Origin of the sequence: Pseudomonas sp. GV105 (assembly GCF_003058185.1) — a bacterium.
Taxonomy (GTDB): domain Bacteria; phylum Pseudomonadota; class Gammaproteobacteria; order Pseudomonadales; family Pseudomonadaceae; genus Aquipseudomonas; species Aquipseudomonas veronii.
The window spans coordinates 1-22,837 of sequence record NZ_QBUF01000008.1 but is presented as its reverse complement, the minus strand read 5'-3'; the positions used below and the strand labels follow the sequence as shown (position 1 = coordinate 22,837).

At 61.1% G+C, this 22,837-nt stretch carries 22 protein-coding genes; 14 read left to right on the top strand and 8 right to left on the bottom strand.

Features of this window, described 5'->3' with window-relative positions:
- Positions 1-14 precede the first annotated feature (14 nt).
- The 4 genes from C8K66_RS16695 to dksA all read right to left on the bottom strand — a co-directional run bounded on the left by C8K66_RS16695 (position 15) and on the right by dksA (position 4,607).
- Entirely contained in the window at positions 15-2,969 is a 2,955-nt protein-coding gene (locus C8K66_RS16695; RefSeq protein WP_026140088.1) for a sensor histidine kinase, read from the bottom strand.
- Positions 2,953-3,129 (bottom strand): hypothetical protein, encoded by a 177-nt coding sequence (locus C8K66_RS16690; RefSeq protein ID WP_003176118.1) that lies wholly within the window; start codon positions 3,127-3,129, stop codon positions 2,953-2,955. The genes C8K66_RS16695 and C8K66_RS16690 overlap by 17 nt, the downstream gene beginning before the upstream one ends.
- Positions 3,130-3,191: 62 nt before the next feature.
- Positions 3,192-4,079, bottom strand: coding sequence for a tRNA glutamyl-Q(34) synthetase GluQRS (gluQRS, locus tag C8K66_RS16685; protein ID WP_017847438.1), 888 nt, complete (start codon positions 4,077-4,079; stop codon positions 3,192-3,194).
- A gap of 84 nt (positions 4,080-4,163) precedes the next feature.
- Positions 4,164-4,607 carry an RNA polymerase-binding protein DksA gene (dksA, locus tag C8K66_RS16680; protein ID WP_017847439.1) on the bottom strand — a complete coding sequence of 148 codons (444 nt, stop codon included), beginning with the start codon at positions 4,605-4,607 and terminating at the stop codon, positions 4,164-4,166.
- A gap of 321 nt (positions 4,608-4,928) precedes the next feature.
- Here dksA and C8K66_RS16675 point away from each other — a divergent pair, with 321 nt between their 5' ends.
- Positions 4,929-6,101: a pyridoxal phosphate-dependent aminotransferase gene (locus C8K66_RS16675; protein WP_046487535.1), complete on the top strand. Its 1,173-nt coding sequence runs from the start codon at positions 4,929-4,931 to the stop codon at positions 6,099-6,101.
- Entirely contained in the window at positions 6,101-6,814 is a 714-nt protein-coding gene (gene sfsA / locus C8K66_RS16670) for a DNA/RNA nuclease SfsA (protein WP_017847441.1), read from the top strand. Before C8K66_RS16675 ends, sfsA begins: the two co-directional genes overlap by 1 nt.
- Here sfsA and C8K66_RS16665 read toward each other — a convergent pair.
- Positions 6,811-7,128 carry a Rieske 2Fe-2S domain-containing protein gene (locus C8K66_RS16665; RefSeq protein ID WP_046382054.1) on the bottom strand — a complete coding sequence of 106 codons (318 nt, stop codon included), beginning with the start codon at positions 7,126-7,128 and terminating at the stop codon, positions 6,811-6,813. The genes sfsA and C8K66_RS16665 overlap by 4 nt on opposite strands.
- A gap of 156 nt (positions 7,129-7,284) precedes the next feature.
- Here C8K66_RS16665 and C8K66_RS16660 point away from each other — a divergent pair, with 156 nt between their 5' ends.
- Genes C8K66_RS16660 through C8K66_RS16650 form a run of 3 tightly spaced genes read left to right on the top strand, consistent with a single transcriptional unit; the run spans position 7,285 to position 9,964 of the window.
- Positions 7,285-8,163 carry a hemin ABC transporter substrate-binding protein gene (locus C8K66_RS16660; RefSeq protein WP_046382055.1) on the top strand — a complete coding sequence of 293 codons (879 nt, stop codon included), beginning with the start codon at positions 7,285-7,287 and terminating at the stop codon, positions 8,161-8,163.
- Between the two features lie 50 nt (positions 8,164-8,213).
- Positions 8,214-9,197, top strand: coding sequence for an iron ABC transporter permease (locus C8K66_RS16655; protein ID WP_164887008.1), 984 nt, complete (start codon positions 8,214-8,216; stop codon positions 9,195-9,197).
- Positions 9,197-9,964: a heme ABC transporter ATP-binding protein gene (locus tag C8K66_RS16650; protein WP_046382057.1), complete on the top strand. Its 768-nt coding sequence runs from the start codon at positions 9,197-9,199 to the stop codon at positions 9,962-9,964. Before C8K66_RS16655 ends, C8K66_RS16650 begins: the two co-directional genes overlap by 1 nt.
- Before the next feature lie 220 nt (positions 9,965-10,184).
- Here C8K66_RS16650 and C8K66_RS16645 read toward each other — a convergent pair whose 3' ends face one another.
- The 3 genes from C8K66_RS16645 to C8K66_RS16635 all read right to left on the bottom strand — a co-directional run bounded on the left by C8K66_RS16645 (position 10,185) and on the right by C8K66_RS16635 (position 12,655).
- Positions 10,185-10,457 carry a TfoX/Sxy family protein gene (locus C8K66_RS16645; protein ID WP_017847446.1) on the bottom strand — a complete coding sequence of 91 codons (273 nt, stop codon included), beginning with the start codon at positions 10,455-10,457 and terminating at the stop codon, positions 10,185-10,187.
- Positions 10,458-10,661: 204 nt separating this feature from the next.
- Positions 10,662-11,006 (bottom strand): pentapeptide repeat-containing protein, encoded by a 345-nt coding sequence (locus C8K66_RS16640; protein ID WP_017847447.1) that lies wholly within the window; start codon positions 11,004-11,006, stop codon positions 10,662-10,664.
- 92 nt (positions 11,007-11,098) lie between these two features.
- Entirely contained in the window at positions 11,099-12,655 is a 1,557-nt protein-coding gene (locus C8K66_RS16635; RefSeq protein ID WP_108525427.1) for a bifunctional aminoglycoside phosphotransferase/ATP-binding protein, read from the bottom strand.
- Between the two features lie 117 nt (positions 12,656-12,772).
- On the opposite strand from C8K66_RS16635, the gene mrcB reads away from it, so the two are divergent.
- The 9 genes from mrcB (at position 12,773) to msrQ (ending at position 22,590) form a co-directional block, all read left to right on the top strand.
- Positions 12,773-15,097 carry a penicillin-binding protein 1B gene (gene mrcB / locus C8K66_RS16630; RefSeq protein WP_026140090.1) on the top strand — a complete coding sequence of 775 codons (2,325 nt, stop codon included), beginning with the start codon at positions 12,773-12,775 and terminating at the stop codon, positions 15,095-15,097.
- 16 nt (positions 15,098-15,113) lie between these two features.
- The gene (locus C8K66_RS16625) at positions 15,114-15,848 is read left to right on the top strand and encodes a M48 family metallopeptidase (RefSeq protein ID WP_046382058.1); all 735 of its coding nucleotides are present in this window, start codon (positions 15,114-15,116) and stop codon (positions 15,846-15,848) included.
- Positions 15,848-16,177, top strand: coding sequence for a YqcC family protein (locus C8K66_RS16620; protein ID WP_108525425.1), 330 nt, complete (start codon positions 15,848-15,850; stop codon positions 16,175-16,177). Before C8K66_RS16625 ends, C8K66_RS16620 begins: the two co-directional genes overlap by 1 nt.
- A gap of 431 nt (positions 16,178-16,608) precedes the next feature.
- Complete coding sequence (locus C8K66_RS16615; protein WP_046385175.1) at positions 16,609-18,333, top strand: acetolactate synthase 3 large subunit; 1,725 nt, start codon at positions 16,609-16,611, stop codon at positions 18,331-18,333.
- A 2-nt stretch (positions 18,334-18,335) separates the two neighbouring features.
- A complete protein-coding gene (ilvN, locus tag C8K66_RS16610) occupies positions 18,336-18,827 on the top strand; it encodes an acetolactate synthase small subunit (RefSeq protein WP_003176102.1) in 492 nt (163 codons plus the stop codon).
- Positions 18,828-18,874: 47 nt separating this feature from the next.
- Complete coding sequence (ilvC, locus tag C8K66_RS16605) at positions 18,875-19,891, top strand: ketol-acid reductoisomerase (RefSeq protein ID WP_003212125.1); 1,017 nt, start codon at positions 18,875-18,877, stop codon at positions 19,889-19,891.
- A gap of 144 nt (positions 19,892-20,035) precedes the next feature.
- Complete coding sequence (gene pssA, locus C8K66_RS16600) at positions 20,036-20,893, top strand: CDP-diacylglycerol--serine O-phosphatidyltransferase (protein ID WP_017847454.1); 858 nt, start codon at positions 20,036-20,038, stop codon at positions 20,891-20,893.
- Between the two features lie 63 nt (positions 20,894-20,956).
- Entirely contained in the window at positions 20,957-21,970 is a 1,014-nt protein-coding gene (gene msrP, locus C8K66_RS16595) for a protein-methionine-sulfoxide reductase catalytic subunit MsrP (RefSeq protein WP_017847455.1), read from the top strand.
- On the top strand, positions 21,970-22,590 hold the full coding sequence (msrQ, locus tag C8K66_RS16590) for a protein-methionine-sulfoxide reductase heme-binding subunit MsrQ (protein ID WP_046382059.1): 621 nt from the start codon (positions 21,970-21,972) through the stop codon (positions 22,588-22,590). Before msrP ends, msrQ begins: the two co-directional genes overlap by 1 nt.
- The last annotated feature ends 247 nt before the right edge of the window (positions 22,591-22,837 follow it).

Here is a 22,837-nt window from a genome sequence, read left to right as displayed (position 1 = left end):
TTCTCTCGACGGTCTCAGTTCACAGCGGACGTCGCTTCGACATGACGCGGCAAGGTCACCCGAATACGGGTGCCGCGTTGGCTTTCTGTGTCAGCCGGGCTGTCGATGGTGATTTGTCCATAATGCTCTTCAACGATGGAATAGACCAGTGCAAGGCCCAGACCGGTGCCTTCACCGGGGTCCTTGGTGGTGAAGAAGGGTTCGAACAAGCGGTCCTTGATGTTCTGTGGAATGCCGCTGCCTTCGTCCTCCACGATCAGGTCGACCGTGTGCTCGAAAGCCTCGCTCTTGACGCGTACCGCACTGCCGGCCGGGGACGCGTCGCGGGCGTTCGACAGCAGGTTGATCAACACCTGCGCCAAGCGCTGGGAGTCACCGTCGACCCAGTGGTCGGGATCGCACAGGTTGAAGAACTGTACTTCGAAATTGCGCCGATTCAAGGCCAGCAGCCCAATGGCATCCTGTGCCACTTCGGCCAGGCACACCGCTTCGTCGTGGTTCTGATGGGCGCCGGCGTGGGCGAAGCTCATCAGCGACTGCACGATGCGCGACACGCGCTTGGTCTGTTCGAGGATCTGCCCGCTGATCTCGGTGATTTCGCCGTCTTCCTCGCGCTCTTCGCGCAGGTTCTGCGCCAGGCAGGCGATACCGGTGATCGGGTTGCCGATTTCATGGGCCACGCCCGCCGCCAGGCGACCGATACTGGCCAGGCGCTCGGAATGCACCAGCTTGTCTTCGAGCATCTGGGTTTCGGTCAGGTCTTCGACGAGCAACACCAGGCCGCTGTTACCGGGGGCCAGGGGCTCGTCGATCGCCGCCTTGTGCAGGTTGAGCCAGCGGGTCTGGCCGTCGAGGGCCAGGTGCTGCTTGTGCAAGTGTTCGTCGGGCAGGTTGATAAAGCCTTGCAGCAGTTCCTTCCACGGGTCGCCCAGGGTATTGAGGCGCGAGCCCACGACCCGTTGCGCGGCAATGCCGGTGAGTTCTTCCATGGCCTTGTTCCACATCAGAATCTCTTGGTCCTTGGCCAGGGAGCAGACCCCCATCGGCAGTTCCTGCAAGGTCTGGCGGTGGTAGCGGCGCAGGGCATCGAGTTCGGCGGCCAGGCCGGTGAGGCGTGAGTGGTAATCCTCGAGCCGGCTTTCGATGAAGTGGATGTCTTCAGTGACGTAGTTTTCGCCGCTCGCCTTGTAGGGCAGGAACGTTTCCACCATGTCCTGCGACACGCTGGGGCCCATCAGCCCGGACAGGTTGGCTTCGATTCGGTCGCGCAGGCGGCGCAGGGCGTAGGGACGGCGCTCGTCGAACGGCAGATAGAGGTCGCGCAGCGCTTGTTCGACTTCCTTTTGCGCGGCCTTGGCGCCCAGGGGCTTGGCCAGTTGCGTGGCGAACTCCTGGGGCGAGGCGGCATGCAGTTCGCGGCGTTGCGGGCGGCGCACGTTGTCCACCGCGCAGGCTTCGGCGGCGCTGGTTTCTTCCGGGCTGGCGTTGGTGAACAGCGAGATCAGGGTGAACATCAGCACGTTGGCGGCCAGCGAGGCGATCGCCGCCATGTGCCAGCTGGTGTCGTCGAGCACGTAGATCATGTTCAGCAGCGGGATGTAGAAACCCTGCAGGTTGCCGACCAACGGCAGCAACATGGTCACCAGCCACACCAGAATCCCGGCGAGCAACCCGGCGATAAAGCCGCGTCGATTGGCCGTCGGCCAGTACAGCACCGACAACACCCCCGGCAGGAACTGCAAGGTGGCGACAAACGCGACGATCCCCAGGTTGGCCAGGTCTTGCCCGGCGCCCAGCAGCAGGTAGAAACCGTAGCCGGCCATGATGATCGCGACGATCAGCGCGCGGCGGGTCCATTTCAGCCAGCGGTAGATATTGCCTTCGGCCGGCGGCTGGTACAGCGGCAGCACCAGGTGATTGAGCGCCATGCCGGAGAGCGCCAGCGTGGTGACGATGATCAGGCCACTGGCCGCCGACAACCCGCCGACATAGGCCAGCAGCGCCAGGGCCGGGCTGTTGGCCGCAATACCGATGCCGAGGGTGAAGTATTCGGGGTTGGTGGTGGCGCCCAGTTTGAGGCCGGCCCACAGGATCAGCGGCACCGCCAGACTCATCAACAGCAGGAACAGCGGCAAGCCCCAGCTGGCGCTGACCAGCGAGCGCGGGTTGAGGTTCTCGGTGAACGTCATGTGGTACATGTGCGGCATCACGATGGCCGAGGCGAAGAACACCAGCAGCAACGTGCGCCACGGGCCTTCCTGCAGCGGGGTGTGCAGCGCGGCGAGGGCGGTCTGGTTTTGCAGCAGCCACAACTCCAGCTGTTGCGGGCCGTCGAATACGCCGTAGAGCGCATACAGGCCGACGCCACCGATGGCGATCAGCTTGATCACCGACTCGAAAGCAATCGCAAAGACCAGGCCTTCGTGTTTCTCACGGGTGGCGATGTGGCGTGAGCCGAAGAAAATCGTGAACAGGCTGATCAGCGCGCAGAAGGCCAGGGCGACGCGATACTGCACCGGCTCACGGGTCAGGATGCTGATGGAGTCGGCCACTGCCTGGATCTGCAGGGCCAGCAAGGGCAACACGCCGATCAGCATGAAAATCGTGGTCAGCGCGCCGGCCCAGGTGCTGCGAAAGCGGAAGGCGAACAAGTCGGCCAGGGACGACAACTGATAGGTGCGGGTGATCTTCAGGATCGGGTACAGCAGCACCGGCGCCAGCAAGAAGGCCCCGGACACCCCGAGGTAACTGGACAGAAAGCCATACCCATACTGATAGGCCAGGCCCACCGTGCCATAGAACGCCCAGGCGCTGGCGTAGACGCCCAAGGACAAGGTGTAGGTCAACGGATGGCGAATGATCGCCCGCGGAATCATTCCGCGCTCACTGATCCAGGCGACACCGAATAGCGCGGCCAGGTAGGCGGCGCTGATCAGCAGCATCTGGGTGAGGCTAAAGCTCATCGGCATCTTTTTGGCTCTGCAGGATGAAAGTCACGACGATCAGGATCAGCCACAGCAGATAGGGGCGATACCAGGCGCCCGTGGCGTCGATCCACCAATCCATGATGGCGGGGGAAAACAGGTAGATCCCGACGACCAGCAGCAGGACCAAGCGATAGATGTACATGTTGGCCTCTGATTGAATAACTGCGGCGATGGTAACGGATGCCTGGCCGGCTGCAAGCGCCTTCAGCGTAACTGCGCTTCGGCCAGCGTGAGTGTGCGCGGGATCAGCTGCGCATCCCAGTGGGCAATGCCCCAATCCAGCAGTTCCCGTGGGCTGGCGTGCAGCAGTTCGTCGCCGGGTTGCTGGCCGAGGGCGCGCAGGGCTCTCAACAGCAAAGGCGTGGCCTGGTCCGTGGTCAAGGGCGGGGAACGATAGGATTTGCCCAACTTGTTACCGTCCGGCTGGACGATCAGCGGCACGTGCAGGTAACGCGGTTGGCGCAGCCCCAATAATTCTTGCAGGTACAGCTGGCGCGGCGTGGAGTCGAGCAGGTCGGCGCCGCGCACGATGTCGGTAACACCTTGCCAGGCGTCATCGAGCACCACGGCCAGTTGGTAGGCGTAGAGGCCGTCACGGCGACGGATGATGAAGTCACCCACTTCGCGGCCCAGGTGTTGTCGGAATTCGCCTTGTACGCGGTCGGTAAAGTGGTACTCCAGCTCCGGGACGCGCAGGCGGATGGCCGCATCGTGCTGCTCATGACCGGCATTACGGCACAAGCCAGGGTAGATCCCGTGGTAGGGCTCCAGCTGTTTGCGCGAGCAGGTACAGGCGTAGGCCAGGCCGTGGTTGAACAGGTCGTTCAGCACCTTGGCGTAGGCATCGTGCCGGTCGCTTTGTCGGACCAGTTCACCGTCCCACTCGAAGCCATAGCTTTCCAGGGCATGCAGGATTGCCGCCTGGGCGCCGGGTTCTTCGCGGGGAGGGTCGAGGTCTTCCATACGCATCAGCCAGCGGCCATGGTTGGCGCGGGCGTCAAGGTAAGAGGCGAGGGCGGCGACCAGCGAGCCGAAGTGCAGGTGGCCGCTGGGCGTGGGGGCGAAACGCCCGATATAGGGAGAGGCTGTCATGGGCCGGATACTACTGGAAAATCGCTAAACGCCAGAAACAAAAATGGGGCGTTTGTACGCCCCATTCGTTCAGCTCGGCAGGGGTTACTTGCCGACCTGTTTTTCCTTGATTTCTGCCAGGTTCTTGCAGTCCACGCACATGTCGGCGGTAGGACGTGCTTCCAGGCGGCGAATACCGATTTCGATGCCGCAGCATTCGCACCAGCCGTATTCTTCGTCCTTGATCAACTGCAGTGTCTTGTCGATCTTCTTGATCAGCTTGCGTTCGCGATCACGGGCACGCAGTTCAAGGGCGAACTCTTCTTCCTGGCTCGCACGGTCGGCCGGATCAGGGAAGTTGGCTGCTTCGTCCTTCATATGGTCAACGGTGCGGTCGACCTCCTGCATCAAGTCTTGTTTCCACTTGTTAAGGATCTTGGTGAAGTGCTCGCGCATGGGCTCGCCCATGTACTCCTCACCTTCCTTCGTGACGTAAGGTTCGAAGCCGCTGAGGCCTGGGGATTGCTGTTGCTTTGCTTGGGTGGACATGAATAGACCGCCTCTCACTCTTCTAATCCATTGCGCAGGATTGCAACGTCACCGACACCTGCCGGCCCTGCGGCTGCAAGCGGGCGAACTTACCAGATAGATTCAGGGTGCGCCACTCCCGGTTGTCGAGGCCCATCACGCAGGGGTTGCAAACAGCAGCAACCCGCTGTGGCTGGGTATGAATCGTCTCGAAGGTTGATTTTAGTCGTTTTGCAAGCGCTTGCCGGGTTCATCGTGGACGGCCTGGCAGGCAATAGAGCATGTTTTACCGCGAGGGTTCGGTAGAATCGCTGTTTTTGTCCTCACCGTTAAGGAAGGCTAATGGCTCAGCCCTACAGTGCGCGCAGTCGCGCCATCGAACCTTTTCATGTCATGGCGTTGCTGGCGCGAGCCAATGAGCTGCAAGCGGCAGGCCATGATGTCATCCATCTGGAAATCGGCGAACCGGATTTCACCACCGCCGAGCCGATCATCCAGGCCGGCCAGGCCGCGCTGGCCAATGGCAAAACCCGCTATACCGCAGCCCGCGGCCTGCCGGAGCTGCGCCATGCCATCAGCGGTTTCTACCAGCAACGCTACGGCCTGAGCGTGGACCCCGAGCGCATCCTGATCACCCCGGGCGGCTCCGGCGCGTTGCTGTTGGCCAGCAGCCTGCTGGTGGACCCTGGTAAACACTGGCTGTTGGCCGACCCGGGTTACCCGTGTAACCGCCACTTCCTGCGCCTGGTGGAAGGCGCGGCGCAGTTGGTGCCCGTGGGTCCGGACGTGCGTTATCAATTGACCGCCGACCTGGTGGCCAAGCACTGGAACCAGGACAGCGTGGGCGCGCTGGTCGCATCGCCGGCCAACCCCACCGGCACCATCCTGACGCGGGACGAACTGGCGGGGTTGTCGAGTGCCATCAAGGCGCGTAACGGCCATTTGGTGGTGGACGAGATCTACCACGGCCTCACTTACGGCACCGAGGCGGCCAGCGTGCTGGAAGTCGACGATGATGCGTTTGTCCTGAATAGTTTTTCGAAGTATTTCGGCATGACCGGCTGGCGCCTGGGTTGGCTGGTGGCACCGCCCGATGCCGTCGGTGAGCTGGAGAAGCTCGCGCAAAACCTCTACATCAGCGCTCCGAGCATGGCGCAGTACGCGGCGTTGGCCTGCTTCACCCCGCAAACCCTGAGCATCCTGGAAGCGCGTCGTGCCGAGTTCGGGCGCCGTCGCGACTTCCTGCTGCCGGCCCTGCGCGAGTTGGGCTTCGGTATTGCCGTCGAACCGGAAGGGGCGTTCTATTTGTACGCCGATATCAGCGCGTTCGGCGGTGATGCCTTCGCGTTTTGCCGTCATTTCCTTGAGACCGAACATGTGGCGTTCACCCCCGGGCTGGATTTCGGTCGTTATCAAGCCGGCCACCATGTGCGCTTTGCCTACACGCAAAACCTTGATCGGCTGCAAGAGGCGGTAGAGCGCATCGCCCGTGGGCTGCGGAGCTGGCAGGGCTGATGCGCTTTCATCCTCCCCTCGAAGAGGCGCGGCTGATTCGCCGCTACAAGCGTTTTCTCACCGATATCGAAACCGTTACCGGCGAGTTGTTGACCATTCACTGCCCAAATACCGGTTCGATGCTCAATTGCATGGTCGAGGGCGGGCAGGTCTGGTTCAGTCGCTCCACTGACCCCAAGCGCAAGTTGCCCGGCACCTGGGAAATTGCCGAGACGCCTCAAGGCCGCCTCGCGTGCGTCAATACGGCGCGTGCCAATCAACTGGTTGAGGAGGCGTTGCATGCCGGGGTCATCACCGAACTCAACGGCTTTAGCGCGTTGAAGCGTGAAGTGCCTTACGGTCAGGAGAACAGCCGCATTGATTTTCGCCTGGATTACCCCGAGGGGGCGGCCTATGTCGAAGTCAAAAGTGTGACGCTGGGGTTCGATGGCACCTCGATTGCGGCGTTTCCGGACGCCGTGACCCAGCGCGGTGCCAAGCATCTACGCGAGCTGGCGCACCTGGCCCGGGATGGTGTGCGGGCGGTGCAGCTGTATTGCGTCAACCTGTCCGGGATCGAGGCCGTGCGCCCGGCCGTGGAAATCGACGCGGCCTACGCTGCCGCCCTGCGCGAGGCCAAGGCCGCGGGCGTGGAAGTGCTGGCGTATGGTGTGCGTGTCACGGCCGAGGAAATTTACGTCGAACGCCGCTTGGACGTGCTGCTCGGCGACTAGAGTTCTACCCACAGGCCCTGTTCGTCTTCGCGGCCGGGCAGGGCCGTGAGGCTTTGACCCGCGCAGGGGCCGGCGATGCACTCGCCGCTCTCGATCAGGAACAACGCGCCGTGGGTGGCGCATTGGATCAGGCTGGCGCTGGCGTCGAGGAAGTGATCGGGCTGCCATTCCAGGGGGACGCCGCGATGGGGGCAGCGATTGCGATAGAAGTAGGCGATGCCATCCCGGCGCACGGCCAACAGTTTGTGCCCGTCGATATCAAAACCACGGCTGCTGTTGGGGGCGAGGGTGTCGGAGGGGCAGAGAAACTTCATTCCAATCCTTAAGTGCCTTGACGTTCAAATGCAAACAATTATCAAATGCAGGCTTCGCCCGTTAGCTGACTGGGCGCTCAGTACGATGCCCGGCAAGAGGTATCTGTCACATCCATGAGTGTTTCAGCAGCCCCGCCCCTGGAAGGAAACCCTGTTATGCGCTTGAGTGCCAGCGCTATCGCGCTTGTTGTCGGACTGATGCTCAACCCTGGGGCGCACGCCTCGGAACTGCCGCAACGCTGGGTGAGTGCTGGCGGCGCGTTATCGGAGTGGGTGACGGCCCTGGGCGGTGAGTCGAAGTTGGTGGGCGTCGACACCACCAGCCAGCATCCGGCTTCGCTCAAGGCATTGCCGAGCGTCGGTTATCAGCGGCAGTTGTCGGCCGAGGGCATTCTCAGTCTGCGCCCGCAGGTCCTGGTGGGCACCGAGGAAATGGGGCCGCCGCCGGTGCTGGCGCAGATTCGCAACGCCGGGGTGCAGGTGGAAATGTTCTCGGCGCAGCCGGATTTGCCGACGTTGAAAGGCAACCTCGAACACCTGGGGAGGTTGTTGGGCAGTGAGGCCAAGGCCCATGCATTGTTTACCGCGTATGAACAGGCGCTTGACCGGCAGAAACGTTGGGTTGCCACAGCCCAGGCCACACACAAGGCCCCGGGGGTGTTGATGCTGCTCGGCAATGCCGGCGGCAAGCCGCTGATCGCTGGCAAAGACACGGCGGCTGACTGGATGCTGCGGCAGGCGGGCGGGCGCAACCTGGCGACCCACAGCGGTTATAAGCCGTTTTCCATGGAGTCGTTGGCCGGGTTGAGCCCCGAGGTGCTGGTGTTTGCCGACCGTGCGCTGACCGGCGAGGCGGCGCGTGCGGCCTTGTTCAAGGAGAACCCGATCCTGGCGTCCACGCCGGCGGCTAAACAGGCACGGGTGTTTGAGGTGGACCCGACGCTGCTGGTCGGCGGGCTCGGGCCGCGTCTGCCGCAAAGCCTGGTGCAGTTGTCGGCCGGCTTCTATCCGTCCCAGGCCACGTCTGCCCCATGAGTACGCTGGTGAAACCCCGAACGCTGTTTATCGGCCTGACGCTGTTGTGTGTGCTGGCGATCTGGCTTTCATTGGCGCTGGGGCCGGTCAGCCTGCCGTTGCTGGATACGCTCAGGGCGGCCTTGCGCCTGATGGGCGTGCCGATCGAGGCCAGTGGCCTGGAGCAGGCGGAGCTGATTCTCGGGCAGATCCGTTTGCCGCGGACCTTGCTGGGGCTGGCGGTGGGCGGTGTATTGGCCTTGTCGGGCGTAGCGATGCAGGGGTTGTTTCGCAACCCGCTGGCTGATCCGGGGTTGGTCGGGGTATCCAGCGGCGCGGCACTCGGTGCGGCCTTCGCCATTGTCGGTGGCTCGTTTCTGGGTGGGTTGCCGGAGGTGTTCGGCCCGTATCTGTTGTCGTTGTGCGCGTTTCTCGGTGGGTTGGGGGTGACGGCGCTGGTCTACCGGCTGGGGCGGCGCAACGGCCAGACCCATGTCGCGACCATGCTGCTCGCTGGTATCGCCCTCACGGCGCTCGCCAGCTCGGCGGTGGGCTTGTTTACCTACCTGGCCGATGACGCCACCCTGCGCACACTGACTTTCTGGAACCTGGGCAGCCTCAATGGCGCCAGCTATTCGCGCCTGTGGCCGTTGCTGCTGGTGAGCGCTGGCGTGGCGCTGTGGCTGCCGCGGCGGGCGAAGGCATTGAATGCACTGTTGCTCGGCGAATCCGAGGCCGCTCATCTCGGGGTCGATGTTGAGCGGCTCAAGCGCGAATTGGTGTTCTGCACCGCATTGGGCGTGGGCGCGGCGGTGGCGGCAGCGGGGATGATCGGCTTCGTCGGCCTGGTGGTGCCGCACCTGGTGCGATTGTTGGCCGGGCCGGATCATCGCGTGCTGTTACCCGCCTCGGTGCTGGCGGGGGCGAGCTTGCTGCTGTTGGCGGATCTGGTCGCGCGCCTGGCCTTGGCGCCGGCGGAGTTGCCGATCGGTATCGTCACCGCGTTGATTGGTGCGCCATTTTTTCTTTACCTGTTGTTGCGAGGGCGCGCCTGATGCTGCGAGTGGAAGGGCTGAGGATTCGTCGCGGTCGCAAAACCGTACTGGCGGATGTCACGTTGGACCTGTTGCCCGGCCAGGTGCTTGGCGTACTGGGCCCGAATGGCGCGGGCAAGAGCACGTTGCTGGGCGCGTTGTGCGGGGAACTGCACCCGGATCAAGGCCAGGTGTGGCTGGATCAGCACGAACTGAAAGACTGGAGCGGGTCGCAACGCGCGCAACGCCTGGCCGTGTTGCCGCAGGCTTCAACCCTGGATTTCGCCTTTCGTGTCGAAGAGGTGGTCGGCATGGGCCGCTTGCCCCATCAGACCGGGCGCGTGCGGGATGACGAGATTATCGATGCCGCGTTGCAGGCCGCGGATGTCGGGCACTTGAGCGGTCGCAGTTACCTGGCCTTGTCGGGCGGCGAGCGGCAGCGCGTTCACCTGGCGCGGGTGCTGGCGCAGTTATGGCCCGGGCAGGCGGGGCAGACGTTGCTGCTGGATGAGCCGACCTCGATGCTTGACCCTTTGCATCAACACACGACCTTGCAGGCGATACGCCGCTTTGCTGACCGTGGCGCAGCAGTGCTGGTGATTCTGCATGACCTGAACCTGGCGGCGCGTTACTGCGACCGGATTCTGTTGCTCGACGCGGGCCGCCCCCATGCGCTGGATACCCCGGCACAGGTTCTGCGGCCTGAGCCGCTCAAAGCGGTCTTCGGGCTGGATGTGCTGGTGCAGCCGCATCCGGAGCGCGGGCATCCGTTGATCATTGCGCGCTGAGGCTTTTTACCGGCAAAAAAAGACCCGGCAAGAGCCGGGTCAAATAACCGTGATTAGCCTGATGAGGAGATAATCTGAGAGTCCGAACCAATGGTCTTTCAGTTATCGGCTGATCTCGCGACCAGTTGTGATAATCATAACAATTCTCATTTGAGAGTCAAGATTTGTTTTCACAGGCCCTTGTCCGGAATCTTTGTCAGCGGCGGGTGGGGTCGTCGATCTAATTCTTCTGGCGCGCCGAGATAGCATCCAATTGGCGGTTCAGCGCCTCCTTGCGTTCGGCAGGAATGTCGTTCCAATGCACATCCATCAATGCCCCTTCGATTGCATACAGCAAGACTTTCGAGGCACGGAAGCCACGCGTGCGAACGGCTCGATAAGCATCGACCGCGCCCAGGCGCCGCAGGTCTGACGCACTGTGGATGCCCGCCGCATGCAGCCATTGCGCCGAGGTCTTGCCAAGGTTTCTCAGGTGTTGCAGCTCATCGTTCATCGAGCCTCCTTGCGACGGCCGAATGGTGCGGTGGGTGTCGTGACCAGGCAAGCCTGAAAAGGAGTGTAGCGCTCAGTAGGAAAAGCGTAGTTCTTTGGTCAGGAATGGCGCAAAAGCTTATAAGGATGGCGTCGACGTTTTATTGCGGGCAGGCGCGAAGTCCCCGGTCCGTCTTGCACGAGACCGGGGGCTTGGGAGGGCGTGTTACTTGGTGCGGTAGCGCAGGCGCGTGCCGAAATTGACCGACATGAGGATCTCGTCGGCCGTCAGTTCCGGCGGGAAGTAGGTGCCCGATATCTGCGCATGGGCCAGGCTCGCGCCTTCCAGTGAGCAGTCGCGCAAGTCCAGCCCGCGCAAATCGGCGGAACGGAAGTACGCATCGGTGAAGTCCACGCCGCTGGCGTTCAGATCGCGCAGATCCAGCCCGCGGAAGTCGCCACCGCGCATGTCGATGACGCCGTCTTTGGGGCGTTCCTGGTTGAAACCGCGGATATCGTCTTTATGCAGAAGCGAATAGAGCGGGGTATCAAGAAGCTTGGGCTGACTCATGATAGCGACACCTGTTGGATTTATGGCGCCATTATAGTGCCACTATTGCTTGGCCGCTCGCCTAAGGTGACGACGCGACCAAGAAGTTTTTCTTACAGACCAGGCATGCGCTGGCGAATTTGCTCGACCAGTGCATCGAGGGTTCCGCTTTGATTGGTCTCGACGCGCTTGCTCAGCAACAGCTCTTCGGCTGTCAGCGGTTCGCGTTGGGCTTGCTGCTCTTCAATGATCGTCAATGTAGCGTCAGACGGATCGTTCTTGTCTGCCTGACGTTGTGCCAGCCAACTGGCGATAACGGCCTGCGGCGCATTGCAGTCCAGGATCAGGAACGGCGCGCCCGTCGCTTCGGCGACTTTGGCGGCGGCATCGCGTTGTGCGCGTTTCAGGAAGGTCGCATCCAGTACCACCGGGAACCCGGCGCGCAGCACGGTCTCGGCGATCTCGTTCAGGCGGGCGTAGGTTTTCGCGCTGGCGCCGGCAGCATAGATGCCGGCCTGGGGCGTGTTTTCCCCCTGTTGTTCACCAAACAGGCGCTTGCGCTCCACGTCCGAACGCAGGCGAACGGCGCCCAAGGCTTCCACCAGACGCATGGCCACGTGGCTTTTGCCTACAGCGGAAACGCCGTGGGTAATCGCCAGGAAGCGCGACGGAATAATGCTGTAGCTCTCCGCCAGGTTGGCGTAGTTGCGGTACTGGCGCAGGGTGGTGGCGCGCTGCACCGGGCTCGCTTCGCTGGGCATGCTGAACAGCGCGACTTTGGCCCTGACCAGTGCGCGGTAGGCTTTATAGAAGTTCAGCACTTCCAGGCCCTGGTAGTCGCCGGTCAGTTCGAGGTACTGGCTGATGAACCGGCGTGCCAGGGATTTGAGGCCGCGGTCTTCCAGGTCCATGGCCAGGAAGCCGGTGTCGGCGTACACGTCGGTGAAGCGAAACGGTTCGTTGAACTCGATGCAGTCGAAGATCACCACGTGACCATCGATCAAGGTGGCGTTGCCCAGGTGGATATCGCCGTGGCACTCGCGGGTGAAACCATCGTGCTTGCGCTGTGCCAGCAGCGGCTTGAGGCGTTCGAAGCTGCTTTCGGCCCAGGCTTGCAGGGCTTCGAGTTGCAGCAGGTCGGCTTTGTCGCTGAGGAACGGGCGGATCTGATCGAAGTTCTGGCGTACCGGTGCCATCACCTCGTCGGGGGTGCCGGCCGGGTGCTCTTGCGGCACTTTCGGTGCGGTGAGGTGGAAGTGCGCGATCTGTTTGGCCATCTCGTCGATGTGCGCGTTGGTCAGCTCACCGTTGGCTTGCAAGGTGCTGAGCAACTGGCTTTGCGGGAATTGGCGCATTTTCAGCGCGTATTCGATGACCGGACCGTCACCGCCCAATTGCGGCGCTTCGGCCGTGCCGGTGATCGGCAACACTTCAAGATACAAATCTTTGGTCAGGCGCTGGTTCAGGCGCAGCTCTTCGTTGCAGAAATGCCCGCGATCTTCCAGTTTGGTGAAGTCCAGGAAGCCGAAGTTCACCGGTTTCTTCAGTTTATAAGCGTAAGGGCCGGTCAGTATGACCCAGGAAATATGGGTCTCGATGACTTGGAACGCTTCAACCGGATGGGGGTATAAAGCCGGGTTCTGCAGGGCGGCAATCAGGGGCTGGCTCACGGGCGATCCTTCAAAGTCAGGGGAAATCATGGCGGGCATTATGGCTGCTGACGCCTGCTGTGCAAACCGCTGTCCGGCTCATGTTGATCATCGATAAAGTGCGTATAATCCGCCGCCATGACTCGAACCCGATCTCCCCGTTCCCGTAAAAAACCTCCTTCCCGCGGCCTGCGCCCGTGGCTGGGCTGGGCGCTCAAGCTCAGCCTGGTGGGTCTTGTGGTGCTCGCCGGCTTTGCGGTGTACCTCGATGCCGTGGTCCAGGAAAAATTCTCCGGCAAGCGCTGGACCATTCCGGCCAAGGTGTACGCCCGTCCGCTGGAGCTGTTCACCGGCCAGAAGCTGAGCAAGGATGACTTCCTCACCGAACTCGACGCCTTGGGCTACCGCCGCGAACCTGTGAGCAATGGCCCCGGCGCTGCGGCCGTCAGCGGCAATACCGTGGACTTGAACACCCGCGGCTTCCAGTTCTATGAAGGCCTGGAAAAACCCCAGCCGGTGCGCGTGCGCTTCTCCGGCGACTACGTGGCCGAGCTGTCGTCGCTGAATGGCTCGAAGCTGCCCGTGGTGCGCCTGGAACCGTTGATGATCGGCGGGATTTACCCGAAGAACCTGGAAGATCGCATCCTGATCAAGCTCGATCAGGTGCCGCCGTATCTGCTTGAAACCCTGGTTGCCGTGGAAGACCGCGATTTCTACAGCCACTGGGGCGTGTCGCCGAAGTCCATTGCCCGTGCGATCTGGGTCAACACCTCCGGCGGCAAAATGACCCAGGGCGGCAGTACGCTGACCCAGCAATTGGTGAAGAACTTCTACCTCACCAACGAGCGCAGCCTGACCCGTAAACTCACCGAAGCCATGATGGCGATGCTGCTGGAGCTGCATTACAGCAAGCAGGAAATCCTTGAGGCCTACCTCAACGAGGTGTTCGTCGGCCAGGACGGCCAGCGCGCGGTCCACGGTTTCGGGCTGGCCAGCCAGTTCTTCTTCGGCCAGCCGCTGTCCGAGCTGAAGTTGCATCAGGTCGCGTTGCTGGTGGGCATGGTCAAGGGGCCGTCCTACTACAACCCGCGGCGCAATCCTGAACGCGCGCTTGAGCGGCGTAACCTGGTGCTCGACGTGCTGGAGCAGCAGGGCGTGGCCACGGCGGAACAGGTTGCTGCGGCGAAGAAAATGCCACTGGGCGTGACCACCCGCGGCAAGCTGGCGGACAGCTCCTTCCCGGGCTTTATCGACCTGGTCAAACGCCAGTTGCGTGAAGACTACCGCGACGAAGACTTGACCGAGGAAGGCCTGCGCATCTTCACCAGTTTCGACCCGATCCTGCAGATGAAAGCCGAAGCGTCGGTCAACGACACCTTCAAGCGTCTGGCGGGCCGTAAAGGCTCCGACGAAGTCGAAGCAGCCATGGTGGTGACCAACCCGGAAACCGGTGAAGTCCAGGCCATGATCGGCAGCCGCCAGGCCAGTTTCGCCGGTTTCAACCGTGCGCTGGACGCGGTGCGGCCGATCGGCTCGCTGGTCAAGCCGGCGGTGTACCTGACGGCGTTGGAAAAACCGAGCAAATACACCCTGACCAGTTGGCTGTCGGACGACCCGCTGTCGGTCAAAGGTGCTGACGGCCAGGTCTGGACCCCGCAGAACTTCGATCGTCGTTCTCACGGTACGGTGTTCCTGTACCAGGGGCTGGCGCATTCCTACAACATCTCGACCTCGCGCCTGGGGCTCGAAGTGGGCGTGCCGAACGTCCTCAAGACCCTCGCGCGCCTAGGCATCACCCGCGAATTCCCGGCCTTCCCATCGATGCTTCTGGGCGCCGGTGCCATGACGCCGATGGAAGTGGCGACCATGTACCAGACCCTCGCCAACGGTGGTTTCAACACGCCGATGCGCGGCATTCGCAGCGTGCTGACGGCCGAAGGCGAACCGCTCAAGCGCTATCCGTTCCAGATTCAGCAGCGTTTCGACGCGGGCTCCATCTACCTGATCCAGAACGCCATGCAGCGTGTGATGCGCGAAGGTACCGGTAGCTCGGTGTACAAGGTCCTGCCTTCCAACCTGACACTGGCGGGCAAGACCGGCACCAGTAACGATTCGCGTGACAGTTGGTTCGCCGGCTTCGGTCAGGATGTGCTGGCCGTGGTCTGGCTGGGGCGTGATGACAACGGCAAGACGCCGTTCACCGGCGCGACCGGTGCGTTGCAGGTCTGGACCAGTTTCATGCGCAAGGCCGATCCGTTGCCGCTGAGCATGCCGCAGCCGGACAACATCGTGCAGGCCTGGATTGATCCGCACACCGGCCAGGGCTCCGATGCCAACTGTCCGGGCGCGGTGCAGATGCCGTATATTCGCGGCAGCGAACCACCTCCCGGTGCCGCGTGCGGTGGCAGTGCCCCTGCAAGCGCGGAATCGGTGATGGATTGGGTCAAGGGCTGGATGAATTAAGCAAAGAGGGTTTCAAGTGAACAAGTGGTGGATTCCAGCTATTACAGCTCTGGCTTTGCTCGGCGGTTGCTCCAGCGTTCAGCGCGGCTCCATTCCCGTGGTGGACTCGAGCACAACCGTCTCCAATAACGATCGGATCTCGGCCAATGGCGGTTTCCGCCAGACCGTGACCAAGCGTCCTGCCCAGGCTGCGACCCGCGCCGTGCCGCAGGATTCGGGTGTGGTGGTGATGGTGCCGGGCGCCGGTGCTGCGACATCGGCGCCGATCAGCGCCGAGCCGTGGACGCCAGGGCCAAGCACGTCGGGGCCGATTGACTCCACGCCGGTCCAGGCCGCGCCGATCAACCAGAACACCTACACCATGCCGTCGACGCCAAGCGGCATTCCGTCGTCCTCCAGCGCGGGCGGCCTGTCGGCTGACGAGCAACTGGACGGCCCGGTACTGGCCTTGCTCACCACTGCCCAGCAACAGCAGGCTGGTGGCGACTTGAACGGTGCATCGTCGAGCCTCGAGCGCGCCCAGCGCGTTGCGCCGCGTGAACCGCAGGTGCTGTATCGCCTGGCCCAGGTGCGGATGGCCCAGGGCGATGCGCCGCAAGCCGAACAGTTTGCCCGTCGTGGCCTGACCCTGGCCAGCGGCCGTCCTGACCTGCAGGCCAGCCTGTGGGCCTTGATCGGTGATGCGCGTGCCGCACAAGGCGACGCTGCCGGTGCCGCCCAGGCTCGGCAGAAAGCCAAGGTCAGCCTCTGATGGATGCGCGTTTTCCAGCGATTGCCGAACAGCTGTTGCTGATTGAGTGCGAATTGCGCCTGCAGGGCTGGTGGGACGAGGTGTCCCCCAGCGCCGAGGCGCTCAGCAGCGTCGAGCCCTTTTCGGTCGACACCCTGGACTTCCACCAGTGGCTGCAGTGGATCTTCCTGGTGCGAATGAAGCAGATCCTCGAACAGAACCTGCCGTTGCCAAATGCTTCCGGGATCATGGAGATGGCCGAGATGGTCTACACCGACCGGCCGCTGGAAAGCCAGGGTTTGCGCAATGCGCTGAAAAAGTTCGACCAATTGATCGTCGACGCTCGTTAATTGCCTGGCTGCCGGTTTTTCCGGCAGTCTTGCGCACATTTCTACCGCTTGACGACATTCAGGCGAGTTTTATCCCTCCTCAAAGCCCTTTCTTCTACGTTCTCATGCGCTTAGTTGGAAAAAAGCGCAATTATTGCTTGACTTGAAGGGCCTGAAACAGAAGAATCCAAAGTCCGCTGTATCGGGACTGCCAGAAGCAGGCCCGCTCAGCAGATCATGAGGCGCACATCCGCGCCGACCTGTTACACCCGCAACGCGTTACCTCGCGCTGGGTGGGAAGAGCCCGCAACACTTGGGACGATCCCAATACTTGCTCAGTCAGTGCTGACGTAGTCGGCGACCACCGTCGCTCATGCTCTGTTGAGAAGTAAACCTATTAAGACCCGTCGGTTTTTAACGGACGGTATTCTGGCGTTTTAGAGGTGAACAACGTGGAGCTTTTATCTGGCGGTGAGATGCTCGTCCGCTTTTTGCGTGACGAAGGCGTTGACTATATCTACGGGTACCCTGGTGGTGCTCTGCTGCACGTCTATGACGCACTGTTCAAGGAACCGGCTGTTACCCACATCCTGGTTCGCCACGAACAGGCTGCAACCCATATGGCTGACGGTTATGCCCGTGCCACCGGTAAAGCCGGCGTGGTACTGGTAACGTCCGGTCCAGGCGCAACCAATGCCATTACCGGCATCGCGACTGCTTATATGGACTCCATCCCGATGGTGATCATTTCCGGCCAGGTCGCTAGCACCATGGTCGGTACCGATGCATTCCAGGAAACCGACATGATCGGTATCTCCCGGCCGATCGTGAAACACAGTTTCATGATCAAGCATGCCTCGGAAATCCCGGAAGTCATGAAAAAGGCGTTCTACCTCGCACAGTCCGGTCGCCCGGGCCCTGTAGTGGTCGATATCCCGAAAGACATGACCAACCCGGCCGAGAAATTCGAATACGTCTTCCCGAAGAAAGCCAAGCTGCGTTCCTACAGCCCGGCCGTTCGTGGGCACTCGGGGCAGATCCGCAAGGCGGCAGAAATGCTCCTGGCGGCCAAGCGTCCGGTGCTGTACTCGGGCGGCGGCGTGATTCTGGGCGGCGGTTCCGCACCGTTGACCGAACTGGCCAAGCTGCTCAACCTGCCGGTGACCAACACCCTGATGGGCCTCGGCGCATTCCCGGGTACGGACCGTCAGTTCGTCGGCATGCTCGGCATGCACGGCAGCTACACCGCCAACCTGACCATGCACCACGCCGACGTGATCCTGGCCGTGGGCGCGCGGTTCGATGACCGGGTGATCAACGGCGCGAGCAAGTTCTGCCCGAATGCCAAGATCATCCATATCGACATCGACCCGGCGTCCATCTCCAAGACCATCAAGGCCGACGTGCCGATCGTAGGTCCGGTGGAAAGCGTGTTGACCGAAATGGTCGCTGCGCTGAAGGAAATCGGCGAGACGCCGAACAAAGAAGCTGTCGCCAGCTGGTGGAAGCAGATCGACGAATGGCGCGGTGACCGCGGTCTGTTCCCTTATGACAAGGGCGACGGCAGCATCATCAAGCCACAAACCGTGATCGAGACCCTGTGCGAAGTGACCAAGGGCGATGCCTTTGTGACCTCCGACGTGGGCCAGCACCAGATGTTCGCCGCGCAGTACTACAAGTTCGACAAGCCTAACCGCTGGATCAACTCCGGTGGCCTGGGCACGATGGGCTTTGGTTTCCCTGCGGCCATGGGCGTCAAACTGAGCTTCCCGGACAGCGACGTTGCATGCGTCACCGGCGAAGGCAGCATCCAGATGAACATCCAGGAGCTGTCGACGTGCCTGCAGTACGGCCTTCCGGTGAAGATCGTGTGCCTGAACAACGGCGTGTTGGGCATGGTTCGTCAATGGCAGGACATGAGCTACGGTAGTCGTCACTCCCATTCCTACATGGAATCGCTGCCCGACTTCGTCAAATTGGTCGAGGCTTACGGCCACGTCGGTATTCGCATCAACGATCTGAAAGATCTGAAGCCGAAGATGGAAGAAGCGTTCGCCATGAAGGATCGCCTGGTGTTCATCGATATTCAGGTGGATACCAGCGAGCACGTCTACCCGATGCAGATCAAAGACGGCTCTATGCGTGACATGTGGCTGAACAAGACGGAGCGTACCTAATCATGCGGCACATAATCTCCCTGCTTCTGGAGAACGAACCCGGCGCTCTGTCTCGTGTTGTCGGCTTGTTTTCGCAACGCAACTACAACATCGAAAGCCTGACCGTGGCACCGACCGAAGACCCGACCCTGTCGCGCCTGACGTTGACCACCGTGGGCCACGATGAGGTGATCGAGCAGATCACCAAAAACCTCAACAAGCTGATCGAAGTGGTCAAGCTGGTCGACCTGTCGGAAAGTGCCCACATCGAGCGCGAGCTGATGCTGGTTAAAGTCAAGGCCACGGGCGCCCAACGTGCCGAGATCAAGCGTACTACCGACATTTATCGCGGGCAGATCGTCGATGTGAGCGCCAGCGTTTATACCGTGCAATTGACCGGTACAAGCGACAAGCTGGACAGCTTCATCCAGTCGATCGGGACGGCCTCGATTCTGGAAACCGTACGCAGTGGTGTCACCGGGATTGCCCGTGGCGACAAAGTACTCAGCATCTAACCCAAATTAGTGAATGGCCTTAAGGCCTGGATATATAGAGGAACCTCATGAAAGTTTATTACGATAAAGATTGTGACCTGTCGATCATCCAGGGCAAGAAAGTCGCCATCATCGGCTACGGTTCCCAGGGCCACGCGCAAGCTTGCAACCTGAAAGATTCCGGCGTTGACGTGACTGTTGGCCTGCGCAAAGGCTCGGCCACTGTTGCCAAGGCTGAAGCCCACGGCCTGAAAGTGACTGACGTTGCTTCTGCCGTTGCCGCTGCCGACCTGGTCATGATCCTGACCCCGGATGAGTTCCAGTCCGCGCTGTACAAGAACGAAATCGAGCCGAACATCAAGAAGGGCGCCACCCTGGCCTTCTCCCACGGCTTCGCGATCCACTACAACCAAGTCGTGCCACGCGCTGACCTCGACGTGATCATGATCGCGCCGAAAGCCCCGGGCCACACCGTGCGTTCCGAGTTCGTCAAAGGCGGCGGTATCCCTGACCTGATCGCGATCTACCAGGACGCGTCGGGCAACGCCAAGAACGTTGCACTGTCCTACGCTGCCGGCGTTGGTGGCGGTCGTACCGGCATCATCGAAACCACTTTCAAGGACGAGACTGAAACCGACCTGTTCGGCGAACAAGCTGTTCTGTGCGGCGGTACCGTTGAACTGGTCAAAGCCGGTTTCGAAACCCTGGTTGAAGCCGGCTACGCGCCGGAAATGGCCTACTTCGAATGCCTGCACGAACTGAAGCTGATCGTGGACCTCATGTACGAAGGCGGTATCGCCAACATGAACTACTCGATCTCCAACAACGCCGAATACGGCGAGTACGTGACTGGCCCGGAAGTGATCAACGCCGAGTCCCGTCAGGCCATGCGCAACGCCCTGAAACGCATTCAGGACGGCGAATACGCCAAAATGTTCATCAGCGAAGGCGCTACCGGCTACCCTTCGATGACCGCCAAGCGTCGTAACAACGCCGCTCACGGTATCGAAATCATCGGCGAGCAACTGCGCTCCATGATGCCGTGGATCGGTGCCAACAAGATCGTCGACAAAGCCAAAAACTAAGTCGGATGCATCTAGAAAAAACGCGGCTTAGGCCGCGTTTTTTCGTTTGGGTGGCTGGTTCTGGTATAAAGCTGCATCGTTTGCGGGCGAACACTCGCCGCAAGTATCTGTCGAATTTTTTCACACCGTTGCAAGGTAAAGTCCATGAGCGAACGTCCCGAAGAGCCAAACCAGGCTTCTGACGCCGATAGCCTGCTACCGATCGATGAACATGTTGAAGAAGGGCATGACGCGGAAGGCCGCAAGGTCCGGCATCGTGGCATCTATCTCCTGCCCAATCTGTTCACTACGGCGAACCTGTTTGCCGGGTTCTACTCCATCATCAACTCCATGAGCGCCCAGAGTGCGCTGGCGGCGGGTGATGCGGTGAGTGCCAGCAAGTACTTCGGTTTTGCGGCGATCGCCATCTTCGTCGCCATGGTGCTCGACGGTCTCGATGGGCGCGTTGCGCGCATGACCAATACCCAAAGCGCCTTCGGTGCCGAGTATGACTCGCTGTCGGACATGGTTGCCTTTGGTGTCGCGCCTGCGTTGCTGGCGTTTGCCTGGGCCCTGGGTGACATGGGCAAGGTCGGCTGGATGGTGGCCTTCATCTATGTCGCGGGCGCCGCGTTGCGCCTGGCGCGCTTCAACACCCAGGTGGGGACCGCTGACAAGCGTTACTTCATCGGCCTGGCCAGCCCGGCTGCTGCGGGCGTGGTGGCGGGGATCGTCTGGGCGTTCAGTGACTACGGCATCCAGGGATCGAAGATGTCGTTCCTGGTGGCCTTGATGGTTGCGGCCGCCGGCATGCTGATGGTCAGTAACATCAAGTACAACAGCTTCAAGGAGCTCGACCTCAAGGGGCGCGTGCCTTTCGTGGCCATCCTTGCGGTGGTGCTGGTGTTCGCCGTGGTCTTCAGCGATCCGCCGCGTATTCTGCTGCTGGTGTTCCTGGTGTATGCCGCTTCCGGGCCAGTTCAGTATCTGCTGCAACTGCGTCGGGACAAAACATTGCCTTAATGTAATTTCCCCCATACTCCGCAGTCTATTGGTGCATCAGTTCTCCAATGCTGCGGAGTTGCCATGTTAATCAAATTGCCCAAAGCGTCCGATTGTCATGAATCGGACGTCACTCCTGAATCCTTCTACCTGTCTCGCCGTAGCTTGCTCGGTGGTGCGCTGGCCGGTGTTGCCGCCAGCAGCTTGCCGCGCTGGGCCAGCGCTGACGATGCCGCGCGCTATGCGGATGTCGAGCCAGGCAAGGCGCCAGGCTGGTTTGCCGAAAAACTGCCGGGTACGAAATGGCAGGCGGTAACCGTCAAGGACGAAGCCATCACCCCGTTCAAGGACGCGACCCACTACAACAACTTCTATGAGTTCGGCACGGACAAGGGCGATCCTGCGGCGAATGCAGGTTCGCTCAAGACCGAACCCTGGAGTGTGGTGATCGATGGCGAGGTCGCAAAGCCGGGGCGTTACGCCCTGGAAGACTTCATGAAGCCGTATCAATTGGAAGAGCGAATCTACCGTCTGCGCTGTGTGGAGGCGTGGTCGATGGTCATTCCATGGATGGGCTTTCCCATTTCGGCGTTGCTCAAGCAGGTTGAGCCGACTTCCAAAGCCAAGTACATCCGCTTCGAAACCCTCCAGGACCCCAAAAGCATGCCGGGCCAGCGCTCGAGTTTTGGCTTGATCGATTGGCCCTATGTAGAAGGGCTGCGCCTGGATGAGGCGATGAATCCCCTGGCGATTCTGGCGGTGGGGATGTATGGGCGCGAGTTGCCTAACCAGAATGGCGCGCCGTTGCGTTTGGTGGTGCCATGGAAGTATGGCTTCAAGAGCGTGAAGTCCATCGTGCGTATCAGCTTGGTGAGCGAGCAGCCGAAAACCACCTGGCAAAGTATTGCGGCGAATGAGTACGGGTTTTATGCGAACGTGAACCCGACGGTCGACCACCCTCGTTGGACCCAGGCGCGTGAACGGCGCTTGCCGAGTGGTCTGTTCAGCCCGAATGTGCGCGAGACGCAGATGTTCAACGGTTACTCGGATGAGGTGGCGGCGCTCTATACCGGCCTCGACCTGCGGAAGAACTACTGATGCGTTTCCCGATCTGGCGCATCGGCGTGTTTATCGCCACCGCGGTATGGCCGTTGCTCTGGCTGTACGAAGCGTGGCGTTCTGCCTTGGGGCCGGACCCAGGCAAGGTGCTGGTTGACCGGCTGGGCTTGGGCACGTTGATCCTGCTGCTGATTACCCTGGCGATGACACCGTTGCAGAAGTTGAGCGGTTGGGCAGGGTGGATCGCGGTGCGGCGCCAGTTGGGGTTGTGGTGCTTTGCTTATGTGGTGCTGCACCTGGCGGCATATTGTGTGTTTGTCCTGGGGCTGGATTGGTCGCAGTTGGGGGTGGAATTGAGTAAGCGCCCCTACATTATTGTGGGGGCCCTGGGTTTCCTGTCTTTGTTGGTGCTGGCGCTGACGTCGAATCGCTACAGTCAGCGTCGGTTGGGCAGCCGTTGGAAGAAGTTGCATCGCCTGGTGTATGGCGTGCTTGGGCTTGGCTTGTTGCATATGTTGTGGATCGTGCGGGCGGATCTGAAGGAGTGGGCTATCTATGCTTCTATAGGTGCGCTGCTTCTTGTCCTGCGGATACCGCCGGTGATGCGGCGAATTCCGCGCCTTATTGCGAAAAAAGCACCTTCTGCAACAAAAGCGTAATTAACCCTTGACGGCAAATCCTGGACGTCTATAATTCGCCCCACTTCCGGCGCAGTCGAAACGGAAAACTCCTTGGTAAACAAAGAGTTACGCAAGATTCGACAGCGACCTGCTTCAGTTCATCGAAGCCTGGAAGGAGTTGGTAGAGCAATGTTGTTTGGCTCTATTAACGTTTCGATCTTCTCGGTCGAAAGCGGAGAAAAAGAGGTGTTGACAGCAGCGTGTAACGCTGTAGAATTCGCCTCCC